The sequence below is a fragment of the Yoonia sp. SWMV100 genome (assembly GCF_056108365.1).
Map to the genome: position 1 here is coordinate 741,029 of NZ_JBWBAQ010000003.1, position 26,176 is coordinate 767,204.

Genomic DNA, 26,176 nt, shown 5'->3' on the forward strand with positions numbered 1-26,176 from the left:
TCAGATCGCCTCTTCTTGATTGGCAACAACCCAGCCGGTCACGGCCTGATCGCGGTTAAACACCTTGGCGGCGACGGCTTTGATGTCCGCTTCGGTAACATTTTGCAAAACCTCGGGCCATGCTTGTACATCGGCAACTGTCAGGCTTTGGGTGAGCGCCGCGCCATAGCGGTTTGCCAAGCCTTGGACGTTGTCCAAAGCGTAGATTTCAGAGGCGCGCAGCTGTGTGCGAATACTGTCCAGCCGGTTTGGGTCGATGTCATTGGCGATAAAGTCGGTGATCACCTGATCCATCGCCGTTTCTGCCTCTGATAGGCTGACGCCTTCGGCGGGGGCGACCGCAACGCTAAAGGTTGCTGTATCCAAAGAGCTGCCATCATATGACGCAGAGGTATAGAGCGCTGTTTGCGTGTCGAATTGCAGCGCGCGGCCCAAGTCAGACGTAAAGGCGGATCCGCCGAGAAGCTCGGCCAGATAGGTAAGTGCTGCGGCCTCTTGTTGTGCGCCGGGGTCGCGTTCTGGGGCCAGATAGCTGCGCACCAGATAGGGTTGACTGACGCGCTGATCGACATACGTGATCCGGCGTTCCGCCCGTTGTGGCGGTTCTTGCGGGCGGATGCGTTCGGGCAGGTTCGGTTCTGCCGGGATCACGCCGTAGTAGGTTTCTGCCAATGCTTTGACGTCGTCCGGCTGCACATCACCGGCCACCACAAGAACGGCGTTGTTCGGGGAATAATACAGATCATAAAACGCCAAAGCGTCATCAATTTCCAACTGCTCCATCTCGTGTTTCCAGCCGATGATGGGCACGCCGTAGCGGTGGTTTTGATATTGCGCTGCGTTAAATTGTTCGCGGGCAAGCGCACCGGGGTTGTTTTCGGTCCGCTGGTTGCGTTCTTCAAGGATCACATTGCGTTCGGTTTCGATGTTATCTGCTGTGATCGCCAGATGGGTCATCCGGTTGCTTTCCATCTGCATCATCAGATCAAGCCGATCCGCGGCCACGCGTTGGAAATACGCGGTGTAGTCATAACTGGTAAAGGCATTGTCGCTGCCACCATTGGCCGCAACGGTCGCCGAAAATTCGCCGGCCTCTAGAATATCGGTCTGCTTGAACATCAGGTGTTCGAAAAAATGCGCCACGCCGGACGCGCCGACAGGTTCATCCGCTGACCCAACTTTGTACCAGACCATCTGCACCACCACCGGGGCGCGGTGATCTTCGATCACGACGACTTCCATCCCGTTATCAAGCGTGAATGTGGTCACGTCTTCAGCCAGCGCAGCGCTTGCGCAGGTGATGATGGCAGCAGCAGCAAACAATTGTTTCATGGGCACCCTTCCAGCTTAACTTGGGTGTAAACTGACGCCGGGTGCCGCGATGTTCAAGCCGTCATACGTTGTTGTGAGAATTGGTATTATTCGGCGACAGGTGCGTCGGGTACCTGCACGCCAAGCGCGGCAAGGCGCGCTAATTCGGCGTAGGCATCCAATGCCTGGTTCGCGTAGGCGCCGAAATAACGGTCGCGGTTCAATGGATTAAATACGTTGGATATCCGTTTGCGGCGCAAGATCGCGTCGTCCGCAGCAGCAAGTTCGGCACGGATCGCAGGGTTCACACCGTAACGCGCGGTATGTGCCGCAAGTGCGGCTTCGGTGGCGGGAATGCCGCCGGCGATTTGCGATGATGGGTTTCCACCCAGCACGGCAATTGCTGTCGCTTTGGGGGCTTGGTCGGCGCGATTTGTTCCGCCGGGTGTCGGCATCGGCAGGGACGCGCTGGCCGGCACGTCCAGCGGGTTCAGCGGGATCACCAAAAATTCGTCTGGCCCACCATCCGACACGCCCATTTCCCGCAGGGGACGGTCGGTGTTGCCGCAGGCGGCCAATGTCGCAAAGGTCAGAACAGAAAAAAGGATCGCACGCATCAAAGCACCCGTTAGATTGTTGCGACGTGTTTAGCCGATGATTGGCATGAGGTCACGCGCTCTTCTTCTTTGGTTTTGATTTGTCGCCGTCACCTAAAAACGCCAGCCCAACAGCCCCCAGAAAAATCGCCACATCTGCGACGTTGAACGAGTAGGGGTTGTTGATGCCGCAGCACGACATGTTCAGAAAGTCGGCGACTGCGCCATAGAAGACCCTGTCAATGACATTGCCCAAGGCCCCACCAACCAGCAAGCCTGCGGATAAATAAGCCCATTTCGAACCACCGTTTTTATGCAGCCACCACAGCACCGCGACCGAGATAACAAGCGCCAGTCCGATCAGAACCCAGCGCATATCAAACCCGGCAAATAGCCCAAAGTTGACGCCACGGTTCCACGCCATCTGGAACTCCAGATAGGGCGGGAAAACGCGGATCGGGCTGACACCCGGTTCGGACAGCCGCAGCCAGTGTACAACATAGTATTTGCTGGCTTGGTCCAGCAACAGCACCAATAGCCCGGTCCAGAATGTCAGACGCATCATCGCCCCTTAGTGTTTAAAGTGGCGCATACCGGTAAAGACCATCGCGATCCCGGCCTCGTCCGCTGCTGCGATAACTTCGTCGTCGCGCATTGAGCCACCCGGTTGGATAACGCAGGTTGCGCCTGCGGCGGCGGCCTCGAGGAGGCCGTCGGCAAACGGGAAGAACGCGTCTGATGCAACGGCTGATCCAATGGTCAGCGGCTGTGCAAGCCCCATAGCATCGGCCATGCGTTCGGCCTTTTTGGCGGCGATCAAGGCGCTATCGAGGCGCGACATCTGCCCTGCACCAACACCAACAGTTGCCCTATTTTTCACATAGACGATCGCGTTGGATTTCACGTGCTTTGCCACTTTCCATGCGAATAGCAGGTCGGCCATCTGTTCATCTGTCGGCGCCACCTTTGTCACGACTTTCAGGTCATCCAGCCCGACAAAGCCTGTGTCTTTGTCCTGCACCAGCATCCCGCCCGCAACCTGACGGTAAGTGGTGATCGGCGCGGTCACATCAGGAAGGCCGTCTGTCGTCAAAAGCCGCAGGTTTTTCTTGGCTGCAAACACGGCCTTTGCGGCATCGGACGCACCGGGGGCGATCACGACTTCGGTAAAGATTTCAACAATCGCCTTGGCTGTTTCCTCATCAAGCGGTTGGTTCAGCGCGACAATACCGCCAAAGGCAGATGTGCGGTCGCAATCGAACGCATTTTGGTAGGCTTCAAGCAGGGTGGCCCCACGCGCGACACCGCAAGGGTTCGCGTGTTTGATGATCGCAACGGCCGGGCCGTCTTCGGGCGCAAATTCGGACACCAATTCGAACGCGGCGTCGGTGTCGTTGATATTGTTATAAGACAGCTCTTTGCCCTGATGCTGCGTCGCGGTGGCCACGCCGGGGCGGTCTGTCCCATCGGTGTAAAATGCTGCCGACTGGTGGCTGTTTTCACCATAGCGCATGACCTGCTTGAAGGTGCCGCTGAACGACCGGCGGCGCGGGGTCTGCGCATCAATCGCGCCCGCCATCCATGTGCTGACTGCTGTGTCATACGCAGCGGTGCGGGCATAGGCCGTCTGGGCAAGACGTTGACGCAGGGCCAGCGTGGTCTGACCGTCGTTGGCATCCATATCAGCCAGCACGGCGTCGTAATCTTCAACATCGGTTACAACCGTCACAAAGGCGTGGTTTTTGGCCGCAGAACGGATCATCGCGGGACCGCCAATGTCGATGTTTTCAATGCAGGTGTCGAAATCGGCGCCTTTGGCGACGGTTTCTTCGAATGGATAGAGGTTGACCACCAACAGGTCGATCGGACCAATGTTGTGTTCCACCATCGCATCGCGATGGGTTTCCAGATCGCGGCGGGCAAGCAGGCCGCCATGAACAACGGGATGCAATGTCTTGACCCGACCATCCATCATTTCCGGGAACCCGGTGACATCGGCGACATCGCGCACCTCAAGGCCAGCATCGCGCAGTGCCTTGGCCGATCCGCCAGTGGAGAGGAGTTCCACGCCACGCTTTGCAAGCGCGGTGGCCAGGTCGATCAGACCCGTCTTGTCAGAAACAGAAAGCAGCGCGCGGCGCAGTGGTGCAAGGTTGGTCATTCAAAGTCCCCAGGTGTATAATCCACGTCGTCCAGTGGCGCGGTCTGCACCAGATCACGCAGGGCAGTGGGCGTGTCTTGTGCCTTGGCCAGTGACCAGCGGACGCGTGTCGCATAGGACATTGCGCGGCCAGATAAAACCACTTGATGTGTTCCAAGGGGTCTTAATCTGCCATTTTGAAGATAAACTGACGGGCTAAGCGCCATTCCGGCGCTACCGTCATGACGAAACACCCATGTTTCGCCTGATTTCAGGGTCAGATACACATCCGGGCCATGGGTTGTGGTTGTCACATCAGGATGCAAGTGGAACCGGATACTGAACGCGACCCCCGGATCCGCAGTCGCGCTGTCAAAAACCGCGGTGTCTGCATCATCCAGCGTGGTTAGCAGGTCTTCGCCCCATAGGGTGCGCCCGTCGGTTGAAAGTTGCAAAATGCGGGCGTGGGTCAGCCCATGGCTGGCTTGATAGCCGTTGTGTGATACCTCTAGCTTGCGCCCACCTTCGACGGCTGGTGCATGGTATCGTACAACGTCCGGCGTGTTGCTTAGCAGGTCATCTTCAGAGTTGAGCCGCGACGATGACATCCCGTCAAAACAAAGCGTTGAGTGGCTGGGCGTTGCACGGCTCGCGCGGCGCCACTCTTTGCCAAAACGCGCACCTGACCCGCAATTCACGATCAGGGGGCGACGCCCCGAGGTTAGCTCGAAGCCGAGCGTGCTGGCGTGACCTTTGGCCGACGCCGCCCCTGTGGGCGGCGGTGCGGCATCCAAGATGATTGTCGAACGTCCACCTGTGAGCCGGGCAAACCCCATCGGAAGGCCCGCGGGTGCCGGTGTTCTGACCCCTGAATCGGCCAAAGCCTGATCCAGCCAGCCGTCAAGCCCCGCGCCGCCACCGTGAAAACGGGGGAGCGCCCCATCAGCATGGCGCAGGCCGCGCAGGGTCGGCGCAATCCGTTCGATCGCTTGGGTGACCTGTCGCGGGACACGTTGATTGGCGTTGGTCAAGGTCTGATGGACGAGGTTTAACAGTGTCAGTGTTTCAAGCAATTCTTCGGGGTTGCGTGTTGCGATTGCGCCACCCGGACTGATGTGGGTTTCGCACAGCGCCGCCAGCGCAATGACCGCTGGGGCTGCACATTTGTCCATACCTTGCAGCGTCAGTCCGGCATAGATCACGCCAGACAGGGCCTCGAGTTGCGGCAGGCCTTTGGGGGCAGTTTTCCAGCGGTGGTGCAAAAACAGGGTCTGTTGTGCCAATGTCCGCATGAAATCGTCACTGGCGGTCTGATCTTGTCCGCGCAGCACGAAAGATCCATGATTGATCCAGCGGATTACCCGGCGTCCGGTAACTTCAGGAACCCAGCCATCGCTGCGCCCGTCACCAAACCGTTTGATCCAGTCGAAAACCCATGTTTGCGCGCGATCGCGCGCCTTTTCGTCGCCAACTGCGGCCAGATCATCCATCCATGCGCAGCCATGAATTTCACCACGCACCTGCGGATTTTTCTGAACGATGTCCCAGATCGACAGTTGCGGCCCCTCGATGAACAGACCCGAAAACAGGAAGTTACCGGTAATCAACTGCCGACCGCGCGCGACAACGCCGATTGTGCGGGGATCGGGCGGTGTGACAAAACCCAGTGGCAATTCGGTACGCGCGGCGCGGCGGGCGTGATACCTGTGCATCAGTCGGGTGCGGCGATCCCGCCATGGTGTTGGATTTGCCAAATCTGCGCTGCCTCAGATGTTCGTCTAAGGCGCACGATAGGAAATGTCGGGGCTCAAGTCACGCAAGCATCTGTGTCTCGGCGAGGCTTTGCCAATATCACGAGATTGCTTCGTAACTGACGCAACTGGTCCGCCTGTTGTGGCTGTCGGACGTACGCAGCAACCCGCGCAGGCTGTTTCCCCAACGGCGCAAACAGAGTGGCGTCAAACCCGCTGCTGACCGTTGCAAGCACCATCCGAAGGGTGTCCGACATATCGGCGCCGCGGTGCGTCTCGCAGCGCTGTGTTTGTCGGATCTCGGCGCACACTGCCAGATATAGCAAGGATGTTTAAAGCGGTTTGCAAAGCACCGCCATATAGAACCCGTCCATGCCGCCAAGTTCCGCCCAGTAATCGGGGCGTAGGCGCAAACCACCTTCGGCTGTCACCCAGGCAGGATCAATGCCGGGAATATCCAGCGCGGCGCGGTCGATTTTCAGGTCTGGGTGCCGCGCAAGTGCGTCTTCGGCTTGCACTTCGCCTTCGTCGGGCAGCAACGAGCAGGTGCAGAACACCAGACGCCCACCGGGTTTGAGCAAGGTTAATGCGTGGTCGATCATGGCCCCTTGCTGATCGATCAACGTGCCAAATTCTGATCCGTCCTTCGCATAGGGCAGATCCGGGTGCCGACGAATGGTGCCGGTGGCAGAACAGGGCGCATCAAGCAGGATCGCGTCGAACCCGGTTTCGTCAAATGCAAAGGCGTCGCTGATCACGGTGCGTGCGGTCAGCCCGACCCGTGCAAGGTTTTCTGTGACGCGTGCCATGCGGCGTTGTGATAAATCAACTGCGGTGACATCTGCGCCCGCCGCAGCCAATTGCATGGCCTTGCCGCCGGGGGCTGCGCAAAGATCCAGTACTTTCAGGCCAGTGACGTCACCCAGCAATTTCACGGGGATCGCCGCGGCGGCATCTTGTACCCACCAATCACCTGTTTCATAACCCGGCAGCGTTGTGACCTGACCTGCGTTTGCGATTCGCACCGACCCTGTGGGCAGGATGGCGCCACCTGTCGCGGCGGCAACCGCTTGCGCGTCACCCTTTGGGGTCAGATCAAGCGGGGCACCTGCAAAATGCACCGCCTCTATCGCGGTCACCGCGTCGCGGCCCCATGCGGCCACCAGCGGTTGCCGAAGCCAGCCGGGCGTCAGAGGAATTGCGCGTTTATCCCACGCCGCCGCACCTTCGTCAGCGATCTTGCGCAGCACGGCGTTGGTAAGGCCTTTCATGGTTTGCGTGCGCTTGTTGCGTCCGACAATTTCCACATAAGCGTTAACAACGCCGTGCGCTGCCTCGCCGGCCGATAGTTCAATGACCCCTAAACGCAGCGCATTCAGCACGTGGTCCGGCGGGGTCTTTTTCAGGTGCGGTTTCAGCATACGGTCTGCGCGGTCAAGCCCCCGCAGCGCCGCGGTGGTCAGACGTTGGGCGCGGGCGCGGTCATCATTGGCAAGATGATTAAGCGCACCTCCGACGATCAGTTCCGCCATCAAACGACCTTCGGTCGTGATTTCCATCAGCATGTGATGTGCGGTGCGGCGGGCGGGCAGACCGGTCTGAGTCATGGAGTCTCTCTTGAGATTAGGTGAAAGCGGCGTATATCAAACAGGTGCCGCCGACAAGGAGACCCGAAATGACAGACCAACCGACAGATCTGCCGCCCGCAGCCCAGCGCGCCTTGGCGGAAGCCGAAGACCGGCGCAACAAAGTCGCGGCAAAGCGACTTCCGCCCGAATTGGGCGGCCGCGATGGTCCTGAACCGGTGCGTTATGGCGATTGGGAACGAAAAGGTATCGCGGTCGATTTTTGAGCATCCGCATTGGCAATTTATTGCTAGGCGTGGGCGAAAATTTGCGACAAATCTGCACATAGCAAGAAGCCACGCGACAATTAAAATGTATGGTGTAAATCCCTAGTCGAGCTGCATGTTGCTCTGACAATAAAAGGATATAACCTATGAAAATTGAGGCACTTTTAGCGACTATTGCAATCGTTTCCGGATCGACCGCCTTTGCAGCAGGGGACTGCACTGCCGAGGTAATCGATGTCAAAATCTTGCAAGCGCGCGAGGCAATCCAGACGATCGGGTCGCAGGATCCAGACCGCGCGTATGTTTTGGTTAGCCAATTTCAGCGCAACTTGTCCGCTGCGACAGCGTCTGCTGATCTGACACCAGTTTGTGCCACTTACGATGCTGTTATCGCAGCAGCAGTCGAAGGTTGACGAGTTGACGGCAAAGCGCGTGATCAGCGCGCTTTGCCGTGTCGCAAATTTGCACTGATAGAGTGTGTTTTTTGCATTTCAGCATTTTGCTGTCTCACATTTTACTCCAATTTAGGCTAGTCGTCGGTATGAAAGGGCTTGGTTGCTGTTTCAGTGACCGTGCTTTGTGGGAGAAAACATGCTTTTGACGTTACATCGTGCCGCAATCCTGAGCCTGTCTTTGCTTGTATCGGGCTGCAGTTTACCGCGTGGCGCGGGTTTCCAATCCGAGGTTCTGGCCGCGTCGAATGCTGGCAACCGGGCGGAAGGCGAAGAAGCAGTTTACGATTTCGAAGTGTACAAGGTCACCCGCGAAACGTTGCCAGTGATCGGCGCATGGCCGGACCCACATGCCGAAAGCTTTCCGTGGATTAGCAGCCAAGAGCAGCCCGCATCGCTGATCATTGCGCCAGATGATTTGGTACAGCTCACAATTTGGGATGCAGAAGAAAATTCTTTGTTGTCCGGACTTGGCGGTGGCGTCACCCCGTTGCAGGAAACACAGGTGGATTCCACCGGGCGCATTTTTGTGCCCTACATCGGCGAATTGCAGATTTCTGGTATGTCCCCGACGACTGCGCGCAGTCGCATCGAAGAGGAATTGAGCCGCACAATTCCATCGGCGCAGGTACAATTGATCGTGAAACCGGGGCGCCGTAACACCGCGAACATTCTGGGTGGTGCTGGCGCGTCCGGCCTGTATGAACTGCCAGATCGGAATTTCAAACTGCTTGAACTTCTTTCCATGGCAGGTGGGGCAAACACCGAATTAACCAACCCACAGGTGCGGTTGATCCGTGATGGGCGTACATATGGCATACCTCTTAAGCGGCTGTTGGAAGAGCCGGCTTTGAACACGACGATGCGCGGTGGCGATTTGGTGCGCGTTGTGTCCGATGACCGCAGTTTCCTTGCGCTGGGCGCCACGGGTGCAGAGGCTGTCGTCCCGATTGAAAAGCCCGAACTCTCCGCGCTTGAGGCGCTGGCGACGATCGGCGGCGTGAACGACGGATCTGCAAACCCAAAGGGTATTTTGATTCTGCGCGAGTATCCCGCCAGTGCGGTGCGCACCGATTTGACTGGCCCACCACAAGAGCGCGTGGTGTTTACGCTTGATTTGACAACTGCTGACGGTCTGTTTTCCGCTGGAAAGTTTTTGATCCAAGATGGCGACCTGATTTACGGAACCGAAAGCGTGCTTGGCGCTGCTTTGACCTTGGTCGGCGTTGGTCAGACGATTGCTTCTCTTGGGAACTAAGGTTCGTTAGAATAGGCTGATGTCGTCACCGAGCGTGCTGGGATTGGACACGTTTTCAATTACCAGCACGTTGCCGTCGCCAAAATCAATGACCATCTGCGATCCGGTATGCGTGCCGTAAAGGCGCAAAACATCATCAGCAGAGGTAAGCCCGGTCCAGACGGCTGGATCCAAAGTGATGTGATCAATCCCTTGGGCGAAATCGGCGATCGTATCGGTGCCGCCGTCAAAGATGAATTCATCTGCACCTGCGTCACCAAACAAAATGTCATTGCCCGCGCCGCCGCTGATCGTGTCGTCGCCGGCACCACCGTGCAATATATCGTGCCCGTTCCCACCCCATATCTGGTCGTCGCCTGCGCCACCGAACATCATATCTGCCCCGTCATCGCCATTGATCACATCGTTGCCGCTGCGTCCCATCAAGGTGTCATCACCATTGCCACCGTTCAGTGTGTCATGCCCTGCGCCGCCACTGATGACATCGCGCCCCGCGCCGCCTGTTAGCGTGTTATTACCGTTGCCCCCGAATATCATAGCATCTGCCGTGCTGCCGCCAGATGACTGCGGTGGCTGGGTTCCGTGTAGCGCCGCGCGCAGCGTGACTAGATTGTTGCTAGCGATCACTTGGGCCCCGGTCATGACGTTGATGGCGCCGCCTTGGTCAACTTCGGTGGGGGTCGGGTTCAGATTTGGCGGTGGTGTCGCCGGACCGGGATAGCCGGCGGTGCTGTTTTGCGGAACATGTGTCAATCCGATGAGGTCTGCATTGGTAAAGTCGCGATAGTCGAATGGGTTGCCATCGCTGCTTTGAATAATCAGCACCTCATCCCCATAGCGAATTTCGACGCCATCGTCGCGAATGCGCATGGTCAGTTGCTGAATGTCGCGCAGCATTGGCCACAGCGACACGTCAATCCGGTCTTCGCCCCAGGTAAAGTCCGTGATGGTGTCGGTCTGCCCATCCAGCGATAGCACAAATACATCAGCGCCTGCGCCACCGGTCATGACATCACTGCCTAACCCATCGCGCAAAATGTCATCACCCAGGCCGCCATCGATCACATCGTCCCCATTGTGCCCCTGCATAATGTCGGCCCCACCGGTTCCAACAAGAAGCCCCCCCGCTAAGGCCGCGGTTGCAGTGACGCCTGCCGTTCCGACGTCATAGCGCAGCTGCGTCAGCCCATTTTCGCTCGCGCTTGCGACAAATATGTTGATCGCGTTGCCTTGTCCCTGCACCGCGATTGCACTGATATTATCAAGGGTCATGTCCGTCGTATCAGCCAGCGTTGCACGGGGCACCAGTTGACCACCGTCAAGCAACGAAAAGACCGTAATGCCGTCATCCGCCCCACCCGCGACGACAAAGGTTTGGCCTTGATGTGTGATCACCTCTAGGGCGGTGACCCCGCCAAAACGCGTGTCCAAGGTATCAATTACATGATCGCGGATGATCAGGCTGCCGTCTGGACCGATCTGCATAACGGTGATGGTGCTGCTACCTGCGGCCCCCAATAAAATGTAGGTTTTATCTCCGACCGTTGCGGTTGCCATCGCGGTAGGTGCTTCGATCCAAAGTCCTTCGGTCACGTCCAGGCTGTGCGCGGCGGTTAGGTCGCCGTTCGCACCTATTGCCCAGCTTGTGATCGTATTTGCGGTGCCGCTTGTGGTAAGCAGGAATTGCTGCGCGCCTACTGTTGCATATGTGGTCGCCGCGATGTGATGGGTTGCGCTGCCCAAGGGACCAACCGTGATGTCGTGTCCCAGAAAACTGCCACCGCTGTCGAATGTGAGTTGTCCGATGCCAGTGGTCCCGTTCAGACCGCCATAGACTGCTTGCATACCGGATTCCAGCGCGACCGTGGTATAGTTCTGAAACCCGCTGAAGGGGACTGTTGTTAGGGGTGTTGCGCTATCAAAGCTGCCGTCAACGGCTGTCGAAATCGTCTGAACCGTACCGCCGCCGGTGATGATGGCGATGCCGCCGGACGTCGCAACCCCTGCCAGCGTCGGGTGGCTACCCGGCGTATCAGCGCCGTCAAGGTCGTGTATATCCGTAACGACAGGTTCCGCGCCGGTGATGTTCCATGCGGTCAGCACGCCATCGTCACGTGTCGTGCTATACAGCACGGACCCGTTGGCAACCGTCATAATAGACAGATCGGTGATGTGTGAATGGTCAGGGTCAGTCACCAAGCTGACACACGACACGAAGCTGATTGCTGACATGCATGGTCCCCCCCAGGACCGGTAACAGTCGTCTGAGGATAGGTTCGGTCCGCGCCTTGGCTCTCAGGTGGCGCGAATAGGGCATAACGGTGGCTCTTTGTTCGAAATTGGCTCAATATCGCGCTGAATTTTAGTGTTCACAGTGGCGGCGTGCAGGGTAGAAGTGGCAGCAACGACAAGAGCGAGGCGGCATGAGCCCAAAATTTGGAACAAGCGGTCTGCGCGGTTTAGTCACCGAACTGACGCCTGGTTGTGTGACGCGACACGTCACCGCCTTTGTCGCGGCATGCCCGGTTGGTGCGGGGCTGTTCATTGGGCATGATTTGCGACCATCGTCCCCTGAGATCGCGATGTATGTTGCGCATGCGGCGCGGGCGGCGGGCGTCGATGTTGTTATGTGCGGGCCAATTCCAACCCCGGCTTTGGCGTTGGCGGCGATGTCCAATGGCGCGGCGGCAGTCATGGTCACGGGTAGTCACATTCCTGCGGACCGAAACGGCCTCAAGTTTTACACACCGACAGGGGAGATTACCAAAGCAGACGAGAGCGCAATTCTCGCAGTGCGCGATCAGTCACGCAATGTGACACCGGGCGATATGGCGCTGCGCGATGACGTGGGCGCAGCCTATTGTGAACGGTACACTGCGGCATTTCAGGGCGCGCTGGGCGGTATGCGGGTCGGACTTTATGCACATAGTGCTGTCGGACGCGATGATTTGAACCACCTTTTGACAGCGCTGGGCGCAGAGGTCACTGTTCTTGGCTTGTCGGACACATTTGTGCCCGTCGATACCGAGGCTGTTTCACCTGCGGTGCGCCAGCAATTGCGCGACTGGGCCGATACCCACGATTTTGCAGCCATTGTATCAACCGATGGTGACGGCGATCGGCCTTTGATGACCGATGAAAATGGCGAAGTTATTCCGGGCGATATTTTAGGGCAGATCACCGCGAAGGTTTTGGGCGCTGATACGGCTGTGACGCCTGTTTCTTCTAACACGGGCGCTGACAGGCAGTTCGCGACCGTCATACGGACAAAAATAGGGTCGCCGTACGTGATTGCCGGAATGCAGACCCAAACCGGAAGGGTCGCCGGGTACGAGGCGAACGGAGGGTTCTTGCTGGGTTATACCGCGCATGGACCATCAGGTACTTTGGCGCCGCTTATGACGCGAGATGCCGTCTTGCCGTTGATTGCGGGCCTTGTCGCTGGGCGTGATCGCGGGTTGGCGCGTGTGGTGGCCGAACAGCCCGCACGATTTACGGCGGCGGACCGTATTGCTGATGTTTCACGGCAGGCCGTTGAAAACATGTTGATGCGCCTGAAAGAGGATGTTGCGTACCGCGCAGCGCTATTGAAGCAGTTGGGCGCACGTGAAGCCAACGTCGATCTGACCGATGGTTTGCGAATGACCTGCGTCGATGGACGGATTATCCATTTTCGCGCGTCAGGAAATGCGCCGGAACTCCGCGTTTATTCCGAAGCCGAAAGTGTAAGTGCAGCGCGGGATACAACGCTAGATAGCATTGCGTGTATTTTAGATATATTGGGCCAGGCTCAGGCATAAATTAATACATCGTTAACCTGAAATGTGACAATAGGCACAGACTTTTGACCGGAAGTTTGGAAAGTCAAAGGGCCGACAACGTTAAAAATTTTTAGTGTTTATCAGTTTTCCCGCGGGCTCCGTGTTTGTTCTCAGGCGCGGAGCCTACGGGATACGCGTCGTCATAGCCGTTCGGGTTTGAAGATTGCCATGCCCACGTGCTTTTTGTCATGTCATCCAATCCGAATTCTGCCTTCCACCCAAGTTCTGTGGCCGCACGGCGTGGATCAGCCTGAGAGGCTGCAATATCGCCAGAACGCCGCGGGGCTTGTTGTGTAGGAATTGGATGACCGCACGCGCGCTCGAAGGCAGAAACCATCTCGCGCACGCTGTAGCTTTGGCCCGTGCCGATATTAAATGCACGCGCACCGATTGCCCTGCTGGTAAAGCCCAACGCGGCAACATGCGCGCGCGCGAGGTCGACCACATGAATGTAGTCACGCAAACCTGTGCCATCGGGGGTGTCGTAATCATCGCCGAACACCGTCAGCACATCGCGTTTTCCAACGGCGACTTGGGCGATGAATGGCATCAGATTGTTGGGGATGTCTTTGGGGTCTTCGCCAATCTGGGCAGAGTGATGCGCGCCCACGGGGTTGAAATAGCGCAGTAATACCGCCGAAGTACCCGGTGTCGCCTTTGCCCAATCGGTTATGATTTGTTCTGCCATCAGCTTTGATCGACCATAGACAGATGTCGGCGCGGTCGGGTGGTCTTCGTCATATGGCAGGTAGACGGGTTCGCCATAAACTGTCGCAGAGGACGAAAAGATGATCTGCTTGCACCCGGCACGGTCCATTGCATGCAAAAGCGCCAACGTGCCACCTACATTCACGTCGTAGTACCACAGCGGCTTTGCTTCGCTTTCTCCTACTGCCTTGAGGCCCGCAAAGTGGATCACCGTATCGGGGCGAAAGTCCTGCATTGCGCGGTCCAACGCTGCCGGGTCGCGCACGTCACCAACAAAATCTGTGACCACACCATTCGACAAGCTCCGCACACGATTTAGAACCTCGGGCGCGGCATTTGTGTAGTTGTCCAGCACGCAGACCTCGTTCCCTTGGGCCATCAGCTCAAGCAGAGTGTGGCTGCCGATATATCCGGCACCGCCAGTGACAAGAACGCGCATGGGCAAGACTTTCTATTTTTCGTGTTTCTTATAGGCGACATGGGCGCGGTATCAACGCACCCTTCCAGATGCCCTAAAGAATAAAGTCCGACTCGGTCAATCCGGACACCGCCAAAAGCGTGATGCCCATGTCCGCGATGCCGTCGCCGTTCTGGTCGATAAACACGAAAGTGTCGCCGCCAGTTTCCGACAGCCACACTTCGCCAGCGTTGTTTCCGGCTGCGGCGACGAACGTGAACGCCTGATCTCCGCCGGTCCCAAGATTCGCATCGATCGTGGAAAGATCAATGACATCTAACCCAATCGCAAAGTCTGTGATTGTGTCTTGCGTCCCGACAAAACTGTCGCTGATGGCATGGAAGATAAATGTATCGGCACCCAGTCCGCCGGTGATTTGGTCGCCGCCGCCGCCGCCATCAATCGCATCGTGTCCGCGCCCGCCCGACAGGTTATCCGCACCGCCACCGCCGCTGATGGTGTCGTTGCCGGACCCGCCGTATATCGTATCGATACCTGACCCGCCTTGCAGGACATCGTAGCCGCTGCCGCCGTAGATGGTATTGATGCCACTTGCGGTCTCTACTGTATCACCGCCGGAGTTACCGTAGAGCGTATCGTTGTTGGCACCACCATCGATGGTGTCATCACTAGACCCGCCATGGGCCGTGTCATTGCCATTGCCACCGATCAGATCATCGTTTCCGGCACCGCCGATGATCTCGTCATTTCCGTTATTGCCGGTGAGCGTGTTGTTCGCGTGATTGCCAATAAGGGTGTCGTTGCCGGACCCACCAGTCGCATTCTCGATCTCGACTCCGTTGGCAATTGTATACCCGCCGGCGATCCCGTCAGCGGCCGAAATGAACCCGCCGCCGCCGATTTCGTACTGCAAGGTCGCAGGGCGCAAGTCGATGGTCACTGCGGTTGCGCCGCTGTAACTAATTGTATCAATCCCGCCGGTATCCCAGATCGAAAGCCATCCTGTGCCACTATTCGCACTGTTGCTATCAGGCATTTCATAGGTGTCGTTGCCACTGGCGTAGGTCGTGTTCGCGCCATACAATTTTTGCAGTGCCGCGATATCCAACGCCATTGGCCCGGCAGCATCGCCATAGTCAAAGCTATTGGACGGGGCGCCATTGTAACCAGAATTGTAGGACATGATCGTATAGACGGCTTGGTTCAGGTCAAAGTCACCATACTGCCCAAACGGAAAATCGGGATCGTTCTGATCGAGACCATTCAATACGTTTTCGCCATCATGGGGATGTCCAAGCCCCAAACCATGCAGGGCCTCGTGGACAATAGTTGAAAACCCAACACCGCCAGCCTGTAATCCGTTTGTATCCCACCCGTACCCGCTGCCGTTAAAAACACCCACGCTAGGAGCAGGCCCATTTGGGTAATAAAAATACCCCAGCAAGCCTGCACCCTCTCTTGCAAGCAGTTCGTTGTCGTCCAGCACCAGTTGAAAGTCTGCATTTGGATCAGTCGTTTCCACAAAAGTGACGTTGGCCACGGCAGAGATAGAGGCAAGGGCCGCCATAAACTGCGCGCGCTCGGTGCTGGTCCAGCCCTCGGATGTCACCCCATCACGCGACTGCCCTGCCGGAACAAAGTAGACAGTGATCGGCGTCGCTGTATCCGTGCGCTCGCTTCCACTGTCGAGCGTATCAACAGGTGTGCTGGCGGGAACCTCGACCGCGCTGAATCGGTAGGTGCCTGACGACGCATCGCCATAGCTGGCCGCCTCAAGGTAGAACGTGCCGCCAGTGGCGCTGCCCACAACAACCCGTGAATCTAGGTTGGCCCCTGGATCGATGTCATCGTTCTGCTGAACCAAGTCCCCGTTCGCTGCATAAACGCGAAGGTATGTGTCCAGAGTGCCAAACCCGTCCAATGTGACTTCGACATATTGCCCCGGCTCCAGTTCGATCCGCACCCAATCCCGGTCGCCAACGGTTTCCAGTGCATCAACATATGTGCCACCAACAGCGATCGTTGCGGTCGTCGTGTTATTTGATGGAAGATCAGGCATCATATACTCTTTAATTCGGGGGCGCGCGACGGGTTGTAGTCCCAAGATCATCCACAACTTTGGCGAAAATACCCGGGCCGCGTATAATTACGGCGCAATGTCCACAACTCGGCAGCCTGTGTCAATCTTCACAACTTACGTTAGCGGATCTGCGCCCATCACGTGCGCGCATAGATATCTTCGTAACGCTGAATGTCATCTTCGCCCAAATAGCTCCCGGTTTGGACCTCGATCAAGACCACCGGCAGTTTTCCGGGGTTTTCAAGCCTGTGTACGGCGCCGAGCGGAATATAGATGGACTGGTTTTCCGTTATTAATTTACAGGTGCCATCGACGCTTACGTTTGCAGTGCCGTGAACCACGATCCAGTGTTCGGCCCGGTGGTGATGCGATTGAAGCGATAGCGATGCGCCAGGGTTCACCACGATCCGCTTTACCTGAAATCTGTTCCCATGCGCCAGGCATTCATACCACCCCCAAGGCCGGTGATCTTTTGGGAAACACTCTGCTTGGGGTGCGCCTTGTTCTTTCAGCAGTGCGACTACCTGTTTCACGTCCTGCGCCCGGCTTTTGTGGCTGATCAAAACTGCGTCCGGCATTGCCACTGCAATAATGTCTTCCAGGCCAATACCGACAATGGTCTGCCCGTCTGTTTCTGATCGCAGCAGGCTGTTTTTGCAGTCGATTGCGGTGGCGGCCCCTGACAGCGCCAGCCCGTCATTTTCGGTTTCGCGCCAGACTGATGCCCAATCGCCCAGATCTGACCAGCCGCCACTGAATGGAACAACAGACAGGTTATCGGCCTTTTCCATCACGGCATAGTCAATCGAGATATCGCCAGCAGCTTTCCATGACGCTTCATCAAGCCGTAAAAAGCCAAGGTCGTGTTTGGCGGCGCTGACCGCGGCCTGTACTGTGGCAAACATTTCCGGCGCGTGGGCCCTGTATGCCGCCAAAATTGTCTGCACGGAAAACAGAAAAATACCCGAGTTCCAAAGATATCGCCCGTCAGACAGCATATGCGCCGCCTTGTTCGCGTCGGGCTTTTCGACAAAGCTGCGCAGCGGTAGGGCGACCGTTTCACCCTTGGGCATCGTATGGAGTTCAAGGTAACCGTACCCCGTTTCGGGGCGTGTCGGCGTGATCCCAAATGTCACCAACTGTCCAGATTGCGCTGCCGGAATAGCGGTCGCGATGGCAGAATCAAACGCGTGTTTGTCAGGGATCACCTGGTCGGACGGCGCAACCAGCATCAGGCCGTCCGGATCGGTTTCCATGAGGTGAAGCGCGGCAGCCAAGATCGCCGGCCCGGTATTGCGTGCGGCGGGTTCGATCAAAATGGCGCCGGGATCAAGGCCGACGTGCTGCAGTTGCTGCGCCACGGTGAAGCGAAAGCTGTCTGCCGTGACGACCACAGGTGCCGTGAAGGTAGCACCTTTCAACCGGATGGCGCAGGATTGGAATAGGCTGTGTTCACCCATCAGGGGAACAAATTGCTTTGGATAGCTTTTGCGCGACAGCGGCCAAAGCCGGGTGCCTGTGCCACCACACAAGATAATGGGGGAGATCATGCTATACCTCTGACGCTATGCTCAGAGCGCAGCCAGTCGTAGGTCGCAGTCATTCCCGCGGTCAACTCGATCCGGGCCTGCCAGCCGAGCGCGGACATCACACTGATATCCAGAAGTTTGCGCAGCGCGCCATCAGGTTTACTGGTGTCGTAGGAAATGGCCCCGGTAAACCCCGTGATTTTAGCGATCATTCGCGCCAGTTCCGAAATCGCAATGTCCTGCCCTGTGCCGACATTCAGGTGGCTTTGCATAGGCGTGGTGACCGCGTCATAGCGCAGCTTTTCCAGATTTAATACAAAAAGGGCGGCGGCGGCGAGGTCGTCGACATGCAAAAATTCACGGCGTGCTATGCCGCTCCCCCAGATTTGGACCCGATCTGCACCTTTGCGTGCGGCATCATCAAACCGGTGCAGTAGCGCCGGCACGACATGCGCCGTCTCCGGGTGAAAGTTGTCGCCCGGTCCATAAAGATTCGTTGGCATGATTGACCGGTAATCACGGCCGTATTGCCGATTATAGCTTTCACACAGCTTGATTCCGGCGATTTTTGCGATCGCATAGGGTTCATTCGTGGGTTCAAGCCCGCCGGTGAGCAGGGCGTTTTCGCGCATCGGTTGGGGCGCTGCGGCAGGGTATATACATGACGACCCCAGAAACAGAAGGCGTTGGATATCCGCGTCATGCGCAGCGTTGATAACGTTGGCCGCAATCATCAAGTTTTCATAGATGAAATTCGCCGGGAACGTCGCATTTGCCATGATTCCGCCGACGCGGGCTGCGGCAAGGATCACGGCATCTGGGCGCGTGTCGTTCATAAAGTTGCGCACCGCGTGCTGGTCTGTCAGATCAAGCCGTGCGCGGGGCGCGGTAATCAGTTCGTGGTGGGTTTGCGTCTGTAGCTTTCGTAAAATTGCGCTGCCGACCATGCCGCAATGCCCTGCAATATAAATCCGCATCTATGCCTCGACGGACACGGGCAGGTGCATCCCATGCTGGACAAGAAGCGCGTGACGACGCGCAGCCTGCAAATCATGGGTCACCATTTCTGCGCACATTTCCTGCGCCGTGATCTGCGGTGACCACCCTAATTGCGCCTTTGCTTTCGCCGGATTGCCCAGCAAAGTTTCTACTTCGGCTGGCCGAAAGTAGCGGGGATCGACGCGCATCACCACATCGCCGGGTTTCACCGCGGCGGCGCGGTCGCTTGTCACGGCGGTCACTGTTGCGGTCTCTTGCAGGCCTTCGCCGCGAAACGCCAGCTGAAGTCCCAGTTCTGCCGCTGTCCAGCGGATGAAATCACGCACAGAATGCTGGATGCCCGTGGCGATAACGTAATCGTCTGGTGTGTCCTGTTGCAGCATCATCCACTGCATACGCACGTAGTCTTTGGCATGGCCCCAGTCGCGCTGTGCGTTGATATTGCCCAGATACAGGCAATCCTGAAGGCCCAACGCGATATTGGCCATGCCGCGCGTGATTTTGCGGGTCACAAATGTTTCGCCGCGCCGCGGGCTTTCGTGGTTAAACATGATGCCGTTGCAGGCAAACATACCGTATGCCTCGCGGTAGTTCACGCAGGTCCAGTAGGCATACAGTTTGGCAATGCCATACGGGCTACGCGGATGAAAAGGGGTGGTTTCGCTTTGCGGGCTTTCACGCACAAGCCCGAACAGTTCCGATGTCGAAGCCTGATAGAACCGTGTTTTGTTTTCCAGACCCAGAAACCGGATTGCTTCCAGTAGGCGCAGCGTGCCGATGGCATCGACATCTGCCGTGTATTCCGGCGCTTCAAAGCTGACGGCAACATGGGATTGTGCACCAAGATTGTAGACTTCGTCGGGCTGCACCTGTGCGATGATTCGGGTCAGGCAAGAACTGTCCGTCAAGTCGCCGTGGTGCAAGATAAGCCGTGCGTCATCGGTCTGGGGGTCTTCGTAGATGTGGTCTATCCGTGCGGTGTTAAACATTGACGCGCGGCGCTTGATTCCGTGGACTTCGTACCCTTTTTCCAGCAGAAACTCTGCTAAATAGGATCCATCTTGACCGGTTATGCCGGTAATCAACGCGCGCTTCACCGTCTTATGCCTCCGCTTTGCCGCGAGGCGATTCGTTTCACCCGCGTTAACCTCTTTGTCGCCGCAGAAGCCTTAACGACACGTTAATCTTAATGAATTTCGGGCGTTTCAGGCACCGTACGGCCGCTGCACCAATCATTTACGGCAATCAATGAATAGTGGTTTGGATTTCATTTTCCCAAAAGGTGCTGTCCCCATGTCAAACCAAACCCCTAATCTTTCATTGCCATTTATCATGCCCGCGCAGGCGCAAAAGCACGTCACCCATAACGAGGCGATTGAATTGCTCGACATGGTTGTCCAATTGACGCTTGAAAGTTCCTTTGCGACCACGCCACCTGTCAGCCCAGCCGAAGGGCAAGCATGGGCGTTGGGTGCCGGGGCGACGGGGGATTGGGTCGGCCACGACGGCCAGATCGCCACTTGGCGCGGGGGTGGGTGGCTGTTTGTCGCACCGCGTGACGGGTGGGTCGCGTGGGTGCGCGATTTGGCGGAATTGCAAGTGTGTTCGGGTGGTGGCTGGGTGACCAAAGGCGGCGACCCGTTGCTGCAAAACCTTTCTTTCATTGGGATTAATGCGACCGCGGATAGCTACAACAGGCTGAGCATCAATGCGCCGTCAACGCTGCTGAATAACGAAGGCGCGGGGCACCAGCTGAAAATCAATAAGGCGGGGTCGGGCGACACCGGGTCGCTATTGTACCAATCCGGCTGGTCAGGACGGGCAGAAATGGGGCTGGCAGGCAATGACGACTTTAGCATCAAGGTCAGCGCGGACGGATCAAACTGGACGACAGCCGCGACGATTGCAGGGGATACAGGACGCGTTACGGTTGAGCAGTTATTGCGTCTGACACCGGGCGCAGCCCCTGCCAGCGCGCAGGCTGGTGACGTTTATTTCGATTCTGCCGCTGCGAAACTGCGGTGTCATGACGGGGTGGTTTGGCAGGATTTATTTTAACACAGCGACAAAAATCTAACACTTTTGTGGGTGCGGCCTTGATAGGCCGCGCCCATTTTTTTGTGCCTCATTTATTTAATATGTGGTTTCTGCGGACAAAATCATGCCAAAGTGCGCCAAGTGACCAATATGATGTGCATTAACGCCGCAGGGTGCTTGCGACAGCATAGCTGCTCTGCTACATCGCGCTGGATTTTGACGCTTTCGTGATGAACGGGGGCCAAACAAGTTGCCTGTTTGCTGCCCTAGGTCGGGCGGTGATCTGGGCCTAAGACATCGGAAGGGTGGACGTGTCCGAAACTGCTGGTATCTCCACAAGCATTGCGTCGCGATATGCGACTGCTGTGTTTGACCTTGCCAAGGAAGGCAAGGCCATCAAGGCGCTCGAAGTTGACGTAGCTGCCTTTGAAACTGCAATGGCTGAAAGCGCGGATTTGCGCACATTGCTGTCGTCGCCGCTGTACAGCCGCGACGAACAGGGCGCAGCGATTTCTGCTGTGGCCAAAAAAATGGAATTATCTGCGACAACAAGCAATGTATTGGCGCTGCTGGCAAGCAAGCGCCGTTTGTTTGTATTGCCGCAGTTTCTTGTCGCATTAAGCGACATGCTGGCGGACGAGCGCGGCGAAGTGACAGCGGAAGTCACTGCAGCGAAAAAGCTGACCAAAGCGCAAGCCGACAAACTGGCAAAAACACTGACTTCCCAATTCGGCAAGTCTGTCACCATCAAAGAAACCGTTGATGCGTCAATCATCGGCGGTCTTATTGTAAAAGTGGGCTCTAAAATGATCGATACGTCGATCGCTTCAAAGCTCAACGCACTCCAGAACACTATGAAAGAGGTCGGATAAATGGCGATCCAAGCGTCTGAAATCTCTGCGATCCTTAAGGACCAGATCAAAAACTTCGGTCAAGATGCCGAAGTGGCCGAAGTTGGCCGGGTACTGAGCGTTGGTGATGGTATCGCCCGCGTTTATGGCCTTGATAACGTGCAGGCCGGTGAAATGGTTGAATTCCCCGGGGGTATCCGTGGGATGGCTTTGAACCTTGAATCTGACAACGTCGGTGTTGTTATTTTCGGGTCCGACCGTGACATTAAAGAAGGTGACGTTGTGAAACGCACCAAGTCCATCGTGGACGTTCCCGTTGGTGATGAACTGCTGGGCCGCGTTGTCGATGGTCTGGGCAACCCGTTGGACGGTAAAGGTCCGATCAAAACAACAAAGCGCGCTGTTGCTGATTCCAAGGCACCAGGCATTATCCCACGTAAGTCCGTGCACGAACCAATGGCGACTGGTCTGAAGTCTGTTGACTCGATGATCCCGGTTGGCCGTGGTCAGCGCGAATTGATCATTGGTGACCGTCAGACAGGTAAAACAGCCATCGCGCTGGATACGATTCTGAACCAAAAATCGTATAACGATGCAGCGACCAGCGAATATGACAAGCTGTATTGCGTATACGTTGCGATCGGTCAAAAGCGTTCGACCGTTGCACAATTGGTGAAAAAGCTCGAAGAATCCGGCGCGATTGAATATTCGATCGTTGTTGCTGCGACAGCTTCTGACCCTGCGCCGATGCAGTTCCTTGCACCATATGCTGCAACTGCGATGGCAGAACATTTCCGCGACAACGGCCGCCACGCGCTGATCATCTATGATGATCTGTCGAAGCAGGCTGTGTCTTATCGTCAAATGTCGCTGCTGCTGCGCCGCCCACCAGGGCGTGAAGCCTACCCAGGTGACGTTTTCTATCTCCACTCTCGCTTGCTGGAGCGGTCTTGTAAGTTGAACGAAGACAACGGTTCCGGGTCTTTGACGGCGCTGCCGATCATCGAAACCCAAGGTGGTGACGTGTCTGCGTTTATTCCGACAAACGTGATTTCGATCACCGACGGTCAGATCTTCCTGGAAACAGAACTGTTCTACCAAGGGATCCGTCCTGCTGTGAACACAGGTCTGTCGGTGTCGCGCGTTGGTTCGTCTGCTCAAACAAACTCGATGAAGTCGGTTGCTGGTCCGGTGAAACTGGAATTGGCGCAGTACCGCGAAATGGCGGCCTTTGCGCAGTTCGGTTCTGACTTGGACGCCGCGACACAGCAATTGCTGGCCCGTGGTGCCCGTCTGACAGAGCTGATGAAACAGCCGCAGTATTCGCCACTGACCAACGCAGAGATCGTTTGCGTCATCTACGCAGGCACCAAAGGTTACTTGGATAAGGTCGGCGTCAAAGACGTTGGTCGTTTCGAGGCTGGTCTTCTTAAGCACCTGCGCACAAACGCAAAAGACGTGCTGGACATGATCACCAAGGAAGATCCAAAAATCAAAGGTGACGCAGAAGCAAAGATCAAAGCCGCTTTGGACGCATTCGCCGCTGATTTCGCGTAAATCTTGAGATAAGGAGACGAAAACGTGCCTAATCTTAAGGACCTTAAAAATCGGATCGCGTCGGTCAAATCGACCCGCAAGATCACGAAGGCCATGCAGATGGTCTCGGCTGCAAAATTGCGCCGGGCCCAAGACGCAGCCGAAGCATCACGTCCCTACACAGAGCGTTTTAACGCTTTGATGGGTGCGCTGTCTGCTTCGGTTGGCGGCTCTGCGAGTGCTCCAAAATTGCTGGCCGGTACGGGCAGCGATCAGGTGCATTTGCTGGTTGTCATGACGGCTGAACGTGGCCTTTGTGGTGGTTTTAACGGCAACATCGCAAAGCTTGCTAAAGTGCATGCGCAAAAACTGATCGCCGCCGGTAAGACAGTGAAAATTGTCACCGTTGGGAAAAAAGGCCGCGACGCGATCAAGCGCGACTTGGGTCAGTATTTCGTAAAGCACTTTGACATGTCGGGCGTGAAACGCGTGGGCTATGCCGATGCGCAAAACATCGCAAAAGATGTGTTGTCGCGTTTCGATGACGGTGAATTTGACATCGCGACGATCTTCTTCGCGCGTTTCGAAAACGTTGTCACACAACATCCGACTGCGCAGCAGATCATCCCTGCGAAATTCGACGTGGCCGAAGACGCTGACGCAGCGCTTTATGACTATGAGCCAAGTGAGGAAGAAATCCTTGCTGACTTGTTGCCACGTGGTGTTGCAACAGCCATTTTCAGCGCACTGCTGGAAAATGCTGCCTCTGAACAGGGCGCACGGATGTCCGCGATGGATAACGCCACACGCAACGCTGGTGAAATGATCGACAAGCTGACCATCGAGTATAACCGCTCGCGTCAGGCTGTGATCACCAACGAGCTGATTGAAATTATTTCGGGCGCGGAAGCGCTCTAGACCCCGGAGAAAACCATTATGGCAAACGCAAAAGGCAAGATCACGCAGATCATCGGCGCCGTCGTTGACGTGCAGTTCGGTGACCATCTGCCTGAAATTCTGAACGCCCTAACCACAGACAACAACGGCAAGCTGTTGACGCTTGAAGTTGCGCAGCACCTTGGCGAAAACACCGTCCGTACCATCGCGATGGACTCTACCGAAGGTCTGGTGCGCGGTCAGGAAGTGACCGATCTGGGCACAACCATCACCGTGCCAGTGGGCGACGCCACACTGGGCCGCATCATGAACGTGATCGGTGAACCTATCGACGAAAAAGGCCCGATTGGCGAGCAACAGCGCCGTTCGATTCACGCTGACGCGCCACCTTTTGAAGCACAGTCAACAGCTTCCGAAGTGCTGGTCACAGGCATCAAGGTTATCGACCTTCTCGCGCCGTATGCGAAGGGTGGTAAAATTGGACTGTTCGGTGGTGCCGGTGTTGGTAAAACCGTTCTGATTCAGGAACTGATCAACAACATCGCCAAAGTGCACTCGGGTTATTCCGTGTTCGCGGGTGTGGGTGAACGGACCCGTGAAGGGAACGACCTGTACTACGAATTCATCGATTCCAAAGTTATCGACATCGACGACCTGACCAAGTCCAAAGTTGCGCTGGTTTACGGTCAGATGAACGAGCCACCAGGTGCGCGTATGCGTGTGGCCCTGTCAGGTCTGACAATGGCAGAAGCATTCCGCGACCAGTCCGGCACAGACGTTCTGTTCTTCGTGGACAACATCTTCCGGTTTACACAAGCCGGTTCCGAAGTGTCCGCACTGCTGGGCCGTATTCCTTCGGCTGTGGGCTACCAGCCGACACTGGCCACCGACATGGGCCAGATGCAAGAACGCATTACATCGACCAAAAACGGTTCGATCACGTCCGTTCAGGCGATCTATGTTCCTGCGGATGACTTGACCGACCCTGCGCCGGCCACATCGTTTGCTCACTTGGATGCGACAACGGTTCTGAACCGTGCGATTTCGGAAAAGGGTATCTACCCTGCGGTTGACCCGCTTGATTCCACATCGCGCCTGCTGGACCCAGCCATCGTTGGCGAAGAGCACTATGCCGTTGCGGCGGACGTGCAGCAGATGTTGCAGCGCTACAAATCGTTGCAGGATATCATCGCGATTTTGGGCATGGACGAATTGTCAGAAGAAGACAAACTGACCGTTGCGCGCGCACGTAAGATCGAACGCTTCCTGTCACAGCCTTTCGACGTGGCGCAGGTGTTCACTGGCTCTCCGGGTGTTCAGGTTCCGCTGGAAGACACAATCGCGTCCTTTAAGGCCGTTGTTGCTGGCGAATACGATCACCTGCCAGAAGGTGCGTTCTACATGGTAGGCGGCATCGCTGAAGTTATCGCAAAAGCCGAAAAAATGGCTGCAGCCGCAGCTTAATGAACCTGTAAGGAGCCGACATGGCAAACCTACAATTTGACCTTGTCTCGCCCGAACGCCGCTTGGCGTCGGTCGAGGCGACCGAGGTCCAGATCCCCGGTGCCGACGGTGATATGACCGCGATGGCAGGCCACGCGCCCACCATCACGACATTGCGCCCCGGTATCCTGCGCGTGACGCATGGCAGCACCACAGACGAATATGTCGTCTTGGGCGGTTTTGCCGAGATCAGCGCGACAGGCGTTTCTGTACTGGCCGAACAGGCCATGCACCGCGACGAGCTGACGCAAGAGGTCTATGACCAAATGATCGCTGACGCCAAAGAACTGTACAAGAAGCACGAAGAAGTCTTTAAAAATGAGCCGGGCCCCGTCGATGACGCGGCCAAGCTGATTGCAGATATGGTGGCGATTGGCACCCATATCGGTCTTGACCCAAATCAGTCCAGCTTCGGGTAACGCTCTTTAAATCTATTC

The 26,176-nt window shown here is 56.6% G+C and carries 22 protein-coding genes; 10 read left to right on the forward strand and 12 right to left on the reverse strand.

The genetic code is table 11. From position 1 onward, the window contains the following. From ACXJGX_RS08450 to ACXJGX_RS08475, 6 genes are all read right to left on the reverse strand, one after another. A complete protein-coding gene (locus ACXJGX_RS08450; protein ID WP_474780522.1) occupies positions 1-1,332 on the reverse strand; it encodes a M16 family metallopeptidase in 1,332 nt (443 codons plus the stop codon). 86 nt (positions 1,333-1,418) lie between these two features. After that, positions 1,419-1,928 (reverse strand): DUF3035 domain-containing protein, encoded by a 510-nt coding sequence (locus ACXJGX_RS08455; RefSeq protein ID WP_474780524.1) that lies wholly within the window; start codon positions 1,926-1,928, stop codon positions 1,419-1,421. Positions 1,929-1,980: 52 nt separating this feature from the next. Beyond that, positions 1,981-2,469: a signal peptidase II gene (gene lspA, locus ACXJGX_RS08460; protein ID WP_474780796.1), complete on the reverse strand. Its 489-nt coding sequence runs from the start codon at positions 2,467-2,469 to the stop codon at positions 1,981-1,983. A 9-nt stretch (positions 2,470-2,478) separates the two neighbouring features. After that, the gene (gene purH, locus ACXJGX_RS08465; protein ID WP_474780526.1) at positions 2,479-4,068 is read right to left on the reverse strand and encodes a bifunctional phosphoribosylaminoimidazolecarboxamide formyltransferase/IMP cyclohydrolase; all 1,590 of its coding nucleotides are present in this window, start codon (positions 4,066-4,068) and stop codon (positions 2,479-2,481) included. Continuing rightward, positions 4,065-5,759, reverse strand: a complete 1,695-nt coding sequence (locus ACXJGX_RS08470; RefSeq protein WP_474780528.1) for a heparinase II/III family protein — start codon at positions 5,757-5,759, stop codon at positions 4,065-4,067. Before ACXJGX_RS08470 ends, purH begins: the two co-directional genes overlap by 4 nt. A gap of 371 nt (positions 5,760-6,130) precedes the next feature. After that, positions 6,131-7,405 (reverse strand): RsmB/NOP family class I SAM-dependent RNA methyltransferase, encoded by a 1,275-nt coding sequence (locus ACXJGX_RS08475; protein WP_474780530.1) that lies wholly within the window; start codon positions 7,403-7,405, stop codon positions 6,131-6,133. A gap of 68 nt (positions 7,406-7,473) precedes the next feature. Between ACXJGX_RS08475 and ACXJGX_RS08480 the strand changes: the two genes are divergently transcribed. The 3 genes from ACXJGX_RS08480 to ACXJGX_RS08490 all read left to right on the forward strand — a co-directional run bounded on the left by ACXJGX_RS08480 (position 7,474) and on the right by ACXJGX_RS08490 (position 9,360). Then, positions 7,474-7,650 carry a DUF1674 domain-containing protein gene (locus ACXJGX_RS08480; protein WP_474780532.1) on the forward strand — a complete coding sequence of 59 codons (177 nt, stop codon included), beginning with the start codon at positions 7,474-7,476 and terminating at the stop codon, positions 7,648-7,650. A gap of 146 nt (positions 7,651-7,796) precedes the next feature. Next, positions 7,797-8,063: a hypothetical protein gene (locus tag ACXJGX_RS08485; protein ID WP_474780534.1), complete on the forward strand. Its 267-nt coding sequence runs from the start codon at positions 7,797-7,799 to the stop codon at positions 8,061-8,063. Positions 8,064-8,241: 178 nt separating this feature from the next. Beyond that, the gene (locus tag ACXJGX_RS08490; RefSeq protein WP_474780536.1) at positions 8,242-9,360 is read left to right on the forward strand and encodes a polysaccharide biosynthesis/export family protein; all 1,119 of its coding nucleotides are present in this window, start codon (positions 8,242-8,244) and stop codon (positions 9,358-9,360) included. A 6-nt stretch (positions 9,361-9,366) separates the two neighbouring features. On the opposite strand, the gene ACXJGX_RS08495 is transcribed toward ACXJGX_RS08490, so the two are convergent. Next, on the reverse strand, positions 9,367-11,592 hold the full coding sequence (locus ACXJGX_RS08495) for a calcium-binding protein (protein ID WP_474780538.1): 2,226 nt from the start codon (positions 11,590-11,592) through the stop codon (positions 9,367-9,369). 191 nt (positions 11,593-11,783) lie between these two features. On the opposite strand from ACXJGX_RS08495, the gene ACXJGX_RS08500 reads away from it, so the two are divergent. Then, a complete protein-coding gene (locus ACXJGX_RS08500) occupies positions 11,784-13,160 on the forward strand; it encodes a phosphomannomutase (protein WP_474780540.1) in 1,377 nt (458 codons plus the stop codon). Between the two features lie 91 nt (positions 13,161-13,251). On the opposite strand, the gene galE is transcribed toward ACXJGX_RS08500, so the two are convergent. The 5 genes from galE to gmd all read right to left on the reverse strand — a co-directional run bounded on the left by galE (position 13,252) and on the right by gmd (position 20,012). Then, positions 13,252-14,328, reverse strand: coding sequence for a UDP-glucose 4-epimerase GalE (galE, locus tag ACXJGX_RS08505; RefSeq protein ID WP_474780542.1), 1,077 nt, complete (start codon positions 14,326-14,328; stop codon positions 13,252-13,254). A 73-nt stretch (positions 14,329-14,401) separates the two neighbouring features. Next, on the reverse strand, positions 14,402-16,366 hold the full coding sequence (locus tag ACXJGX_RS08510) for a M10 family metallopeptidase C-terminal domain-containing protein (protein WP_474780544.1): 1,965 nt from the start codon (positions 16,364-16,366) through the stop codon (positions 14,402-14,404). Between the two features lie 158 nt (positions 16,367-16,524). Beyond that, entirely contained in the window at positions 16,525-17,937 is a 1,413-nt protein-coding gene (locus ACXJGX_RS08515) for a mannose-1-phosphate guanylyltransferase/mannose-6-phosphate isomerase (protein WP_474780545.1), read from the reverse strand. Continuing rightward, the gene (locus tag ACXJGX_RS08520) at positions 17,934-18,893 is read right to left on the reverse strand and encodes a GDP-L-fucose synthase family protein (protein ID WP_474780547.1); all 960 of its coding nucleotides are present in this window, start codon (positions 18,891-18,893) and stop codon (positions 17,934-17,936) included. The genes ACXJGX_RS08515 and ACXJGX_RS08520 overlap by 4 nt, the downstream gene beginning before the upstream one ends. Continuing rightward, complete coding sequence (gmd, locus tag ACXJGX_RS08525; RefSeq protein WP_474780548.1) at positions 18,894-20,012, reverse strand: GDP-mannose 4,6-dehydratase; 1,119 nt, start codon at positions 20,010-20,012, stop codon at positions 18,894-18,896. 196 nt (positions 20,013-20,208) lie between these two features. Between gmd and ACXJGX_RS08530 the strand changes: the two genes are divergently transcribed. The 6 genes from ACXJGX_RS08530 (at position 20,209) to ACXJGX_RS08555 (ending at position 26,158) form a co-directional block, all read left to right on the forward strand. Next, on the forward strand, positions 20,209-20,973 hold the full coding sequence (locus tag ACXJGX_RS08530) for a DUF2793 domain-containing protein (RefSeq protein WP_474780550.1): 765 nt from the start codon (positions 20,209-20,211) through the stop codon (positions 20,971-20,973). A gap of 290 nt (positions 20,974-21,263) precedes the next feature. Continuing rightward, on the forward strand, positions 21,264-21,824 hold the full coding sequence (locus tag ACXJGX_RS08535; protein WP_474780552.1) for a F0F1 ATP synthase subunit delta: 561 nt from the start codon (positions 21,264-21,266) through the stop codon (positions 21,822-21,824). Continuing rightward, on the forward strand, positions 21,825-23,360 hold the full coding sequence (gene atpA / locus ACXJGX_RS08540) for a F0F1 ATP synthase subunit alpha (protein WP_474780554.1): 1,536 nt from the start codon (positions 21,825-21,827) through the stop codon (positions 23,358-23,360). It begins immediately after the preceding gene. Between the two features lie 24 nt (positions 23,361-23,384). Further along, positions 23,385-24,257, forward strand: coding sequence for a F0F1 ATP synthase subunit gamma (locus ACXJGX_RS08545; RefSeq protein WP_474780556.1), 873 nt, complete (start codon positions 23,385-23,387; stop codon positions 24,255-24,257). A gap of 18 nt (positions 24,258-24,275) precedes the next feature. Further along, positions 24,276-25,700: a F0F1 ATP synthase subunit beta gene (gene atpD, locus ACXJGX_RS08550; protein WP_474780558.1), complete on the forward strand. Its 1,425-nt coding sequence runs from the start codon at positions 24,276-24,278 to the stop codon at positions 25,698-25,700. A 20-nt stretch (positions 25,701-25,720) separates the two neighbouring features. Then, the gene (locus tag ACXJGX_RS08555) at positions 25,721-26,158 is read left to right on the forward strand and encodes a F0F1 ATP synthase subunit epsilon (RefSeq protein ID WP_474780560.1); all 438 of its coding nucleotides are present in this window, start codon (positions 25,721-25,723) and stop codon (positions 26,156-26,158) included. Positions 26,159-26,176 lie beyond the last annotated feature (18 nt).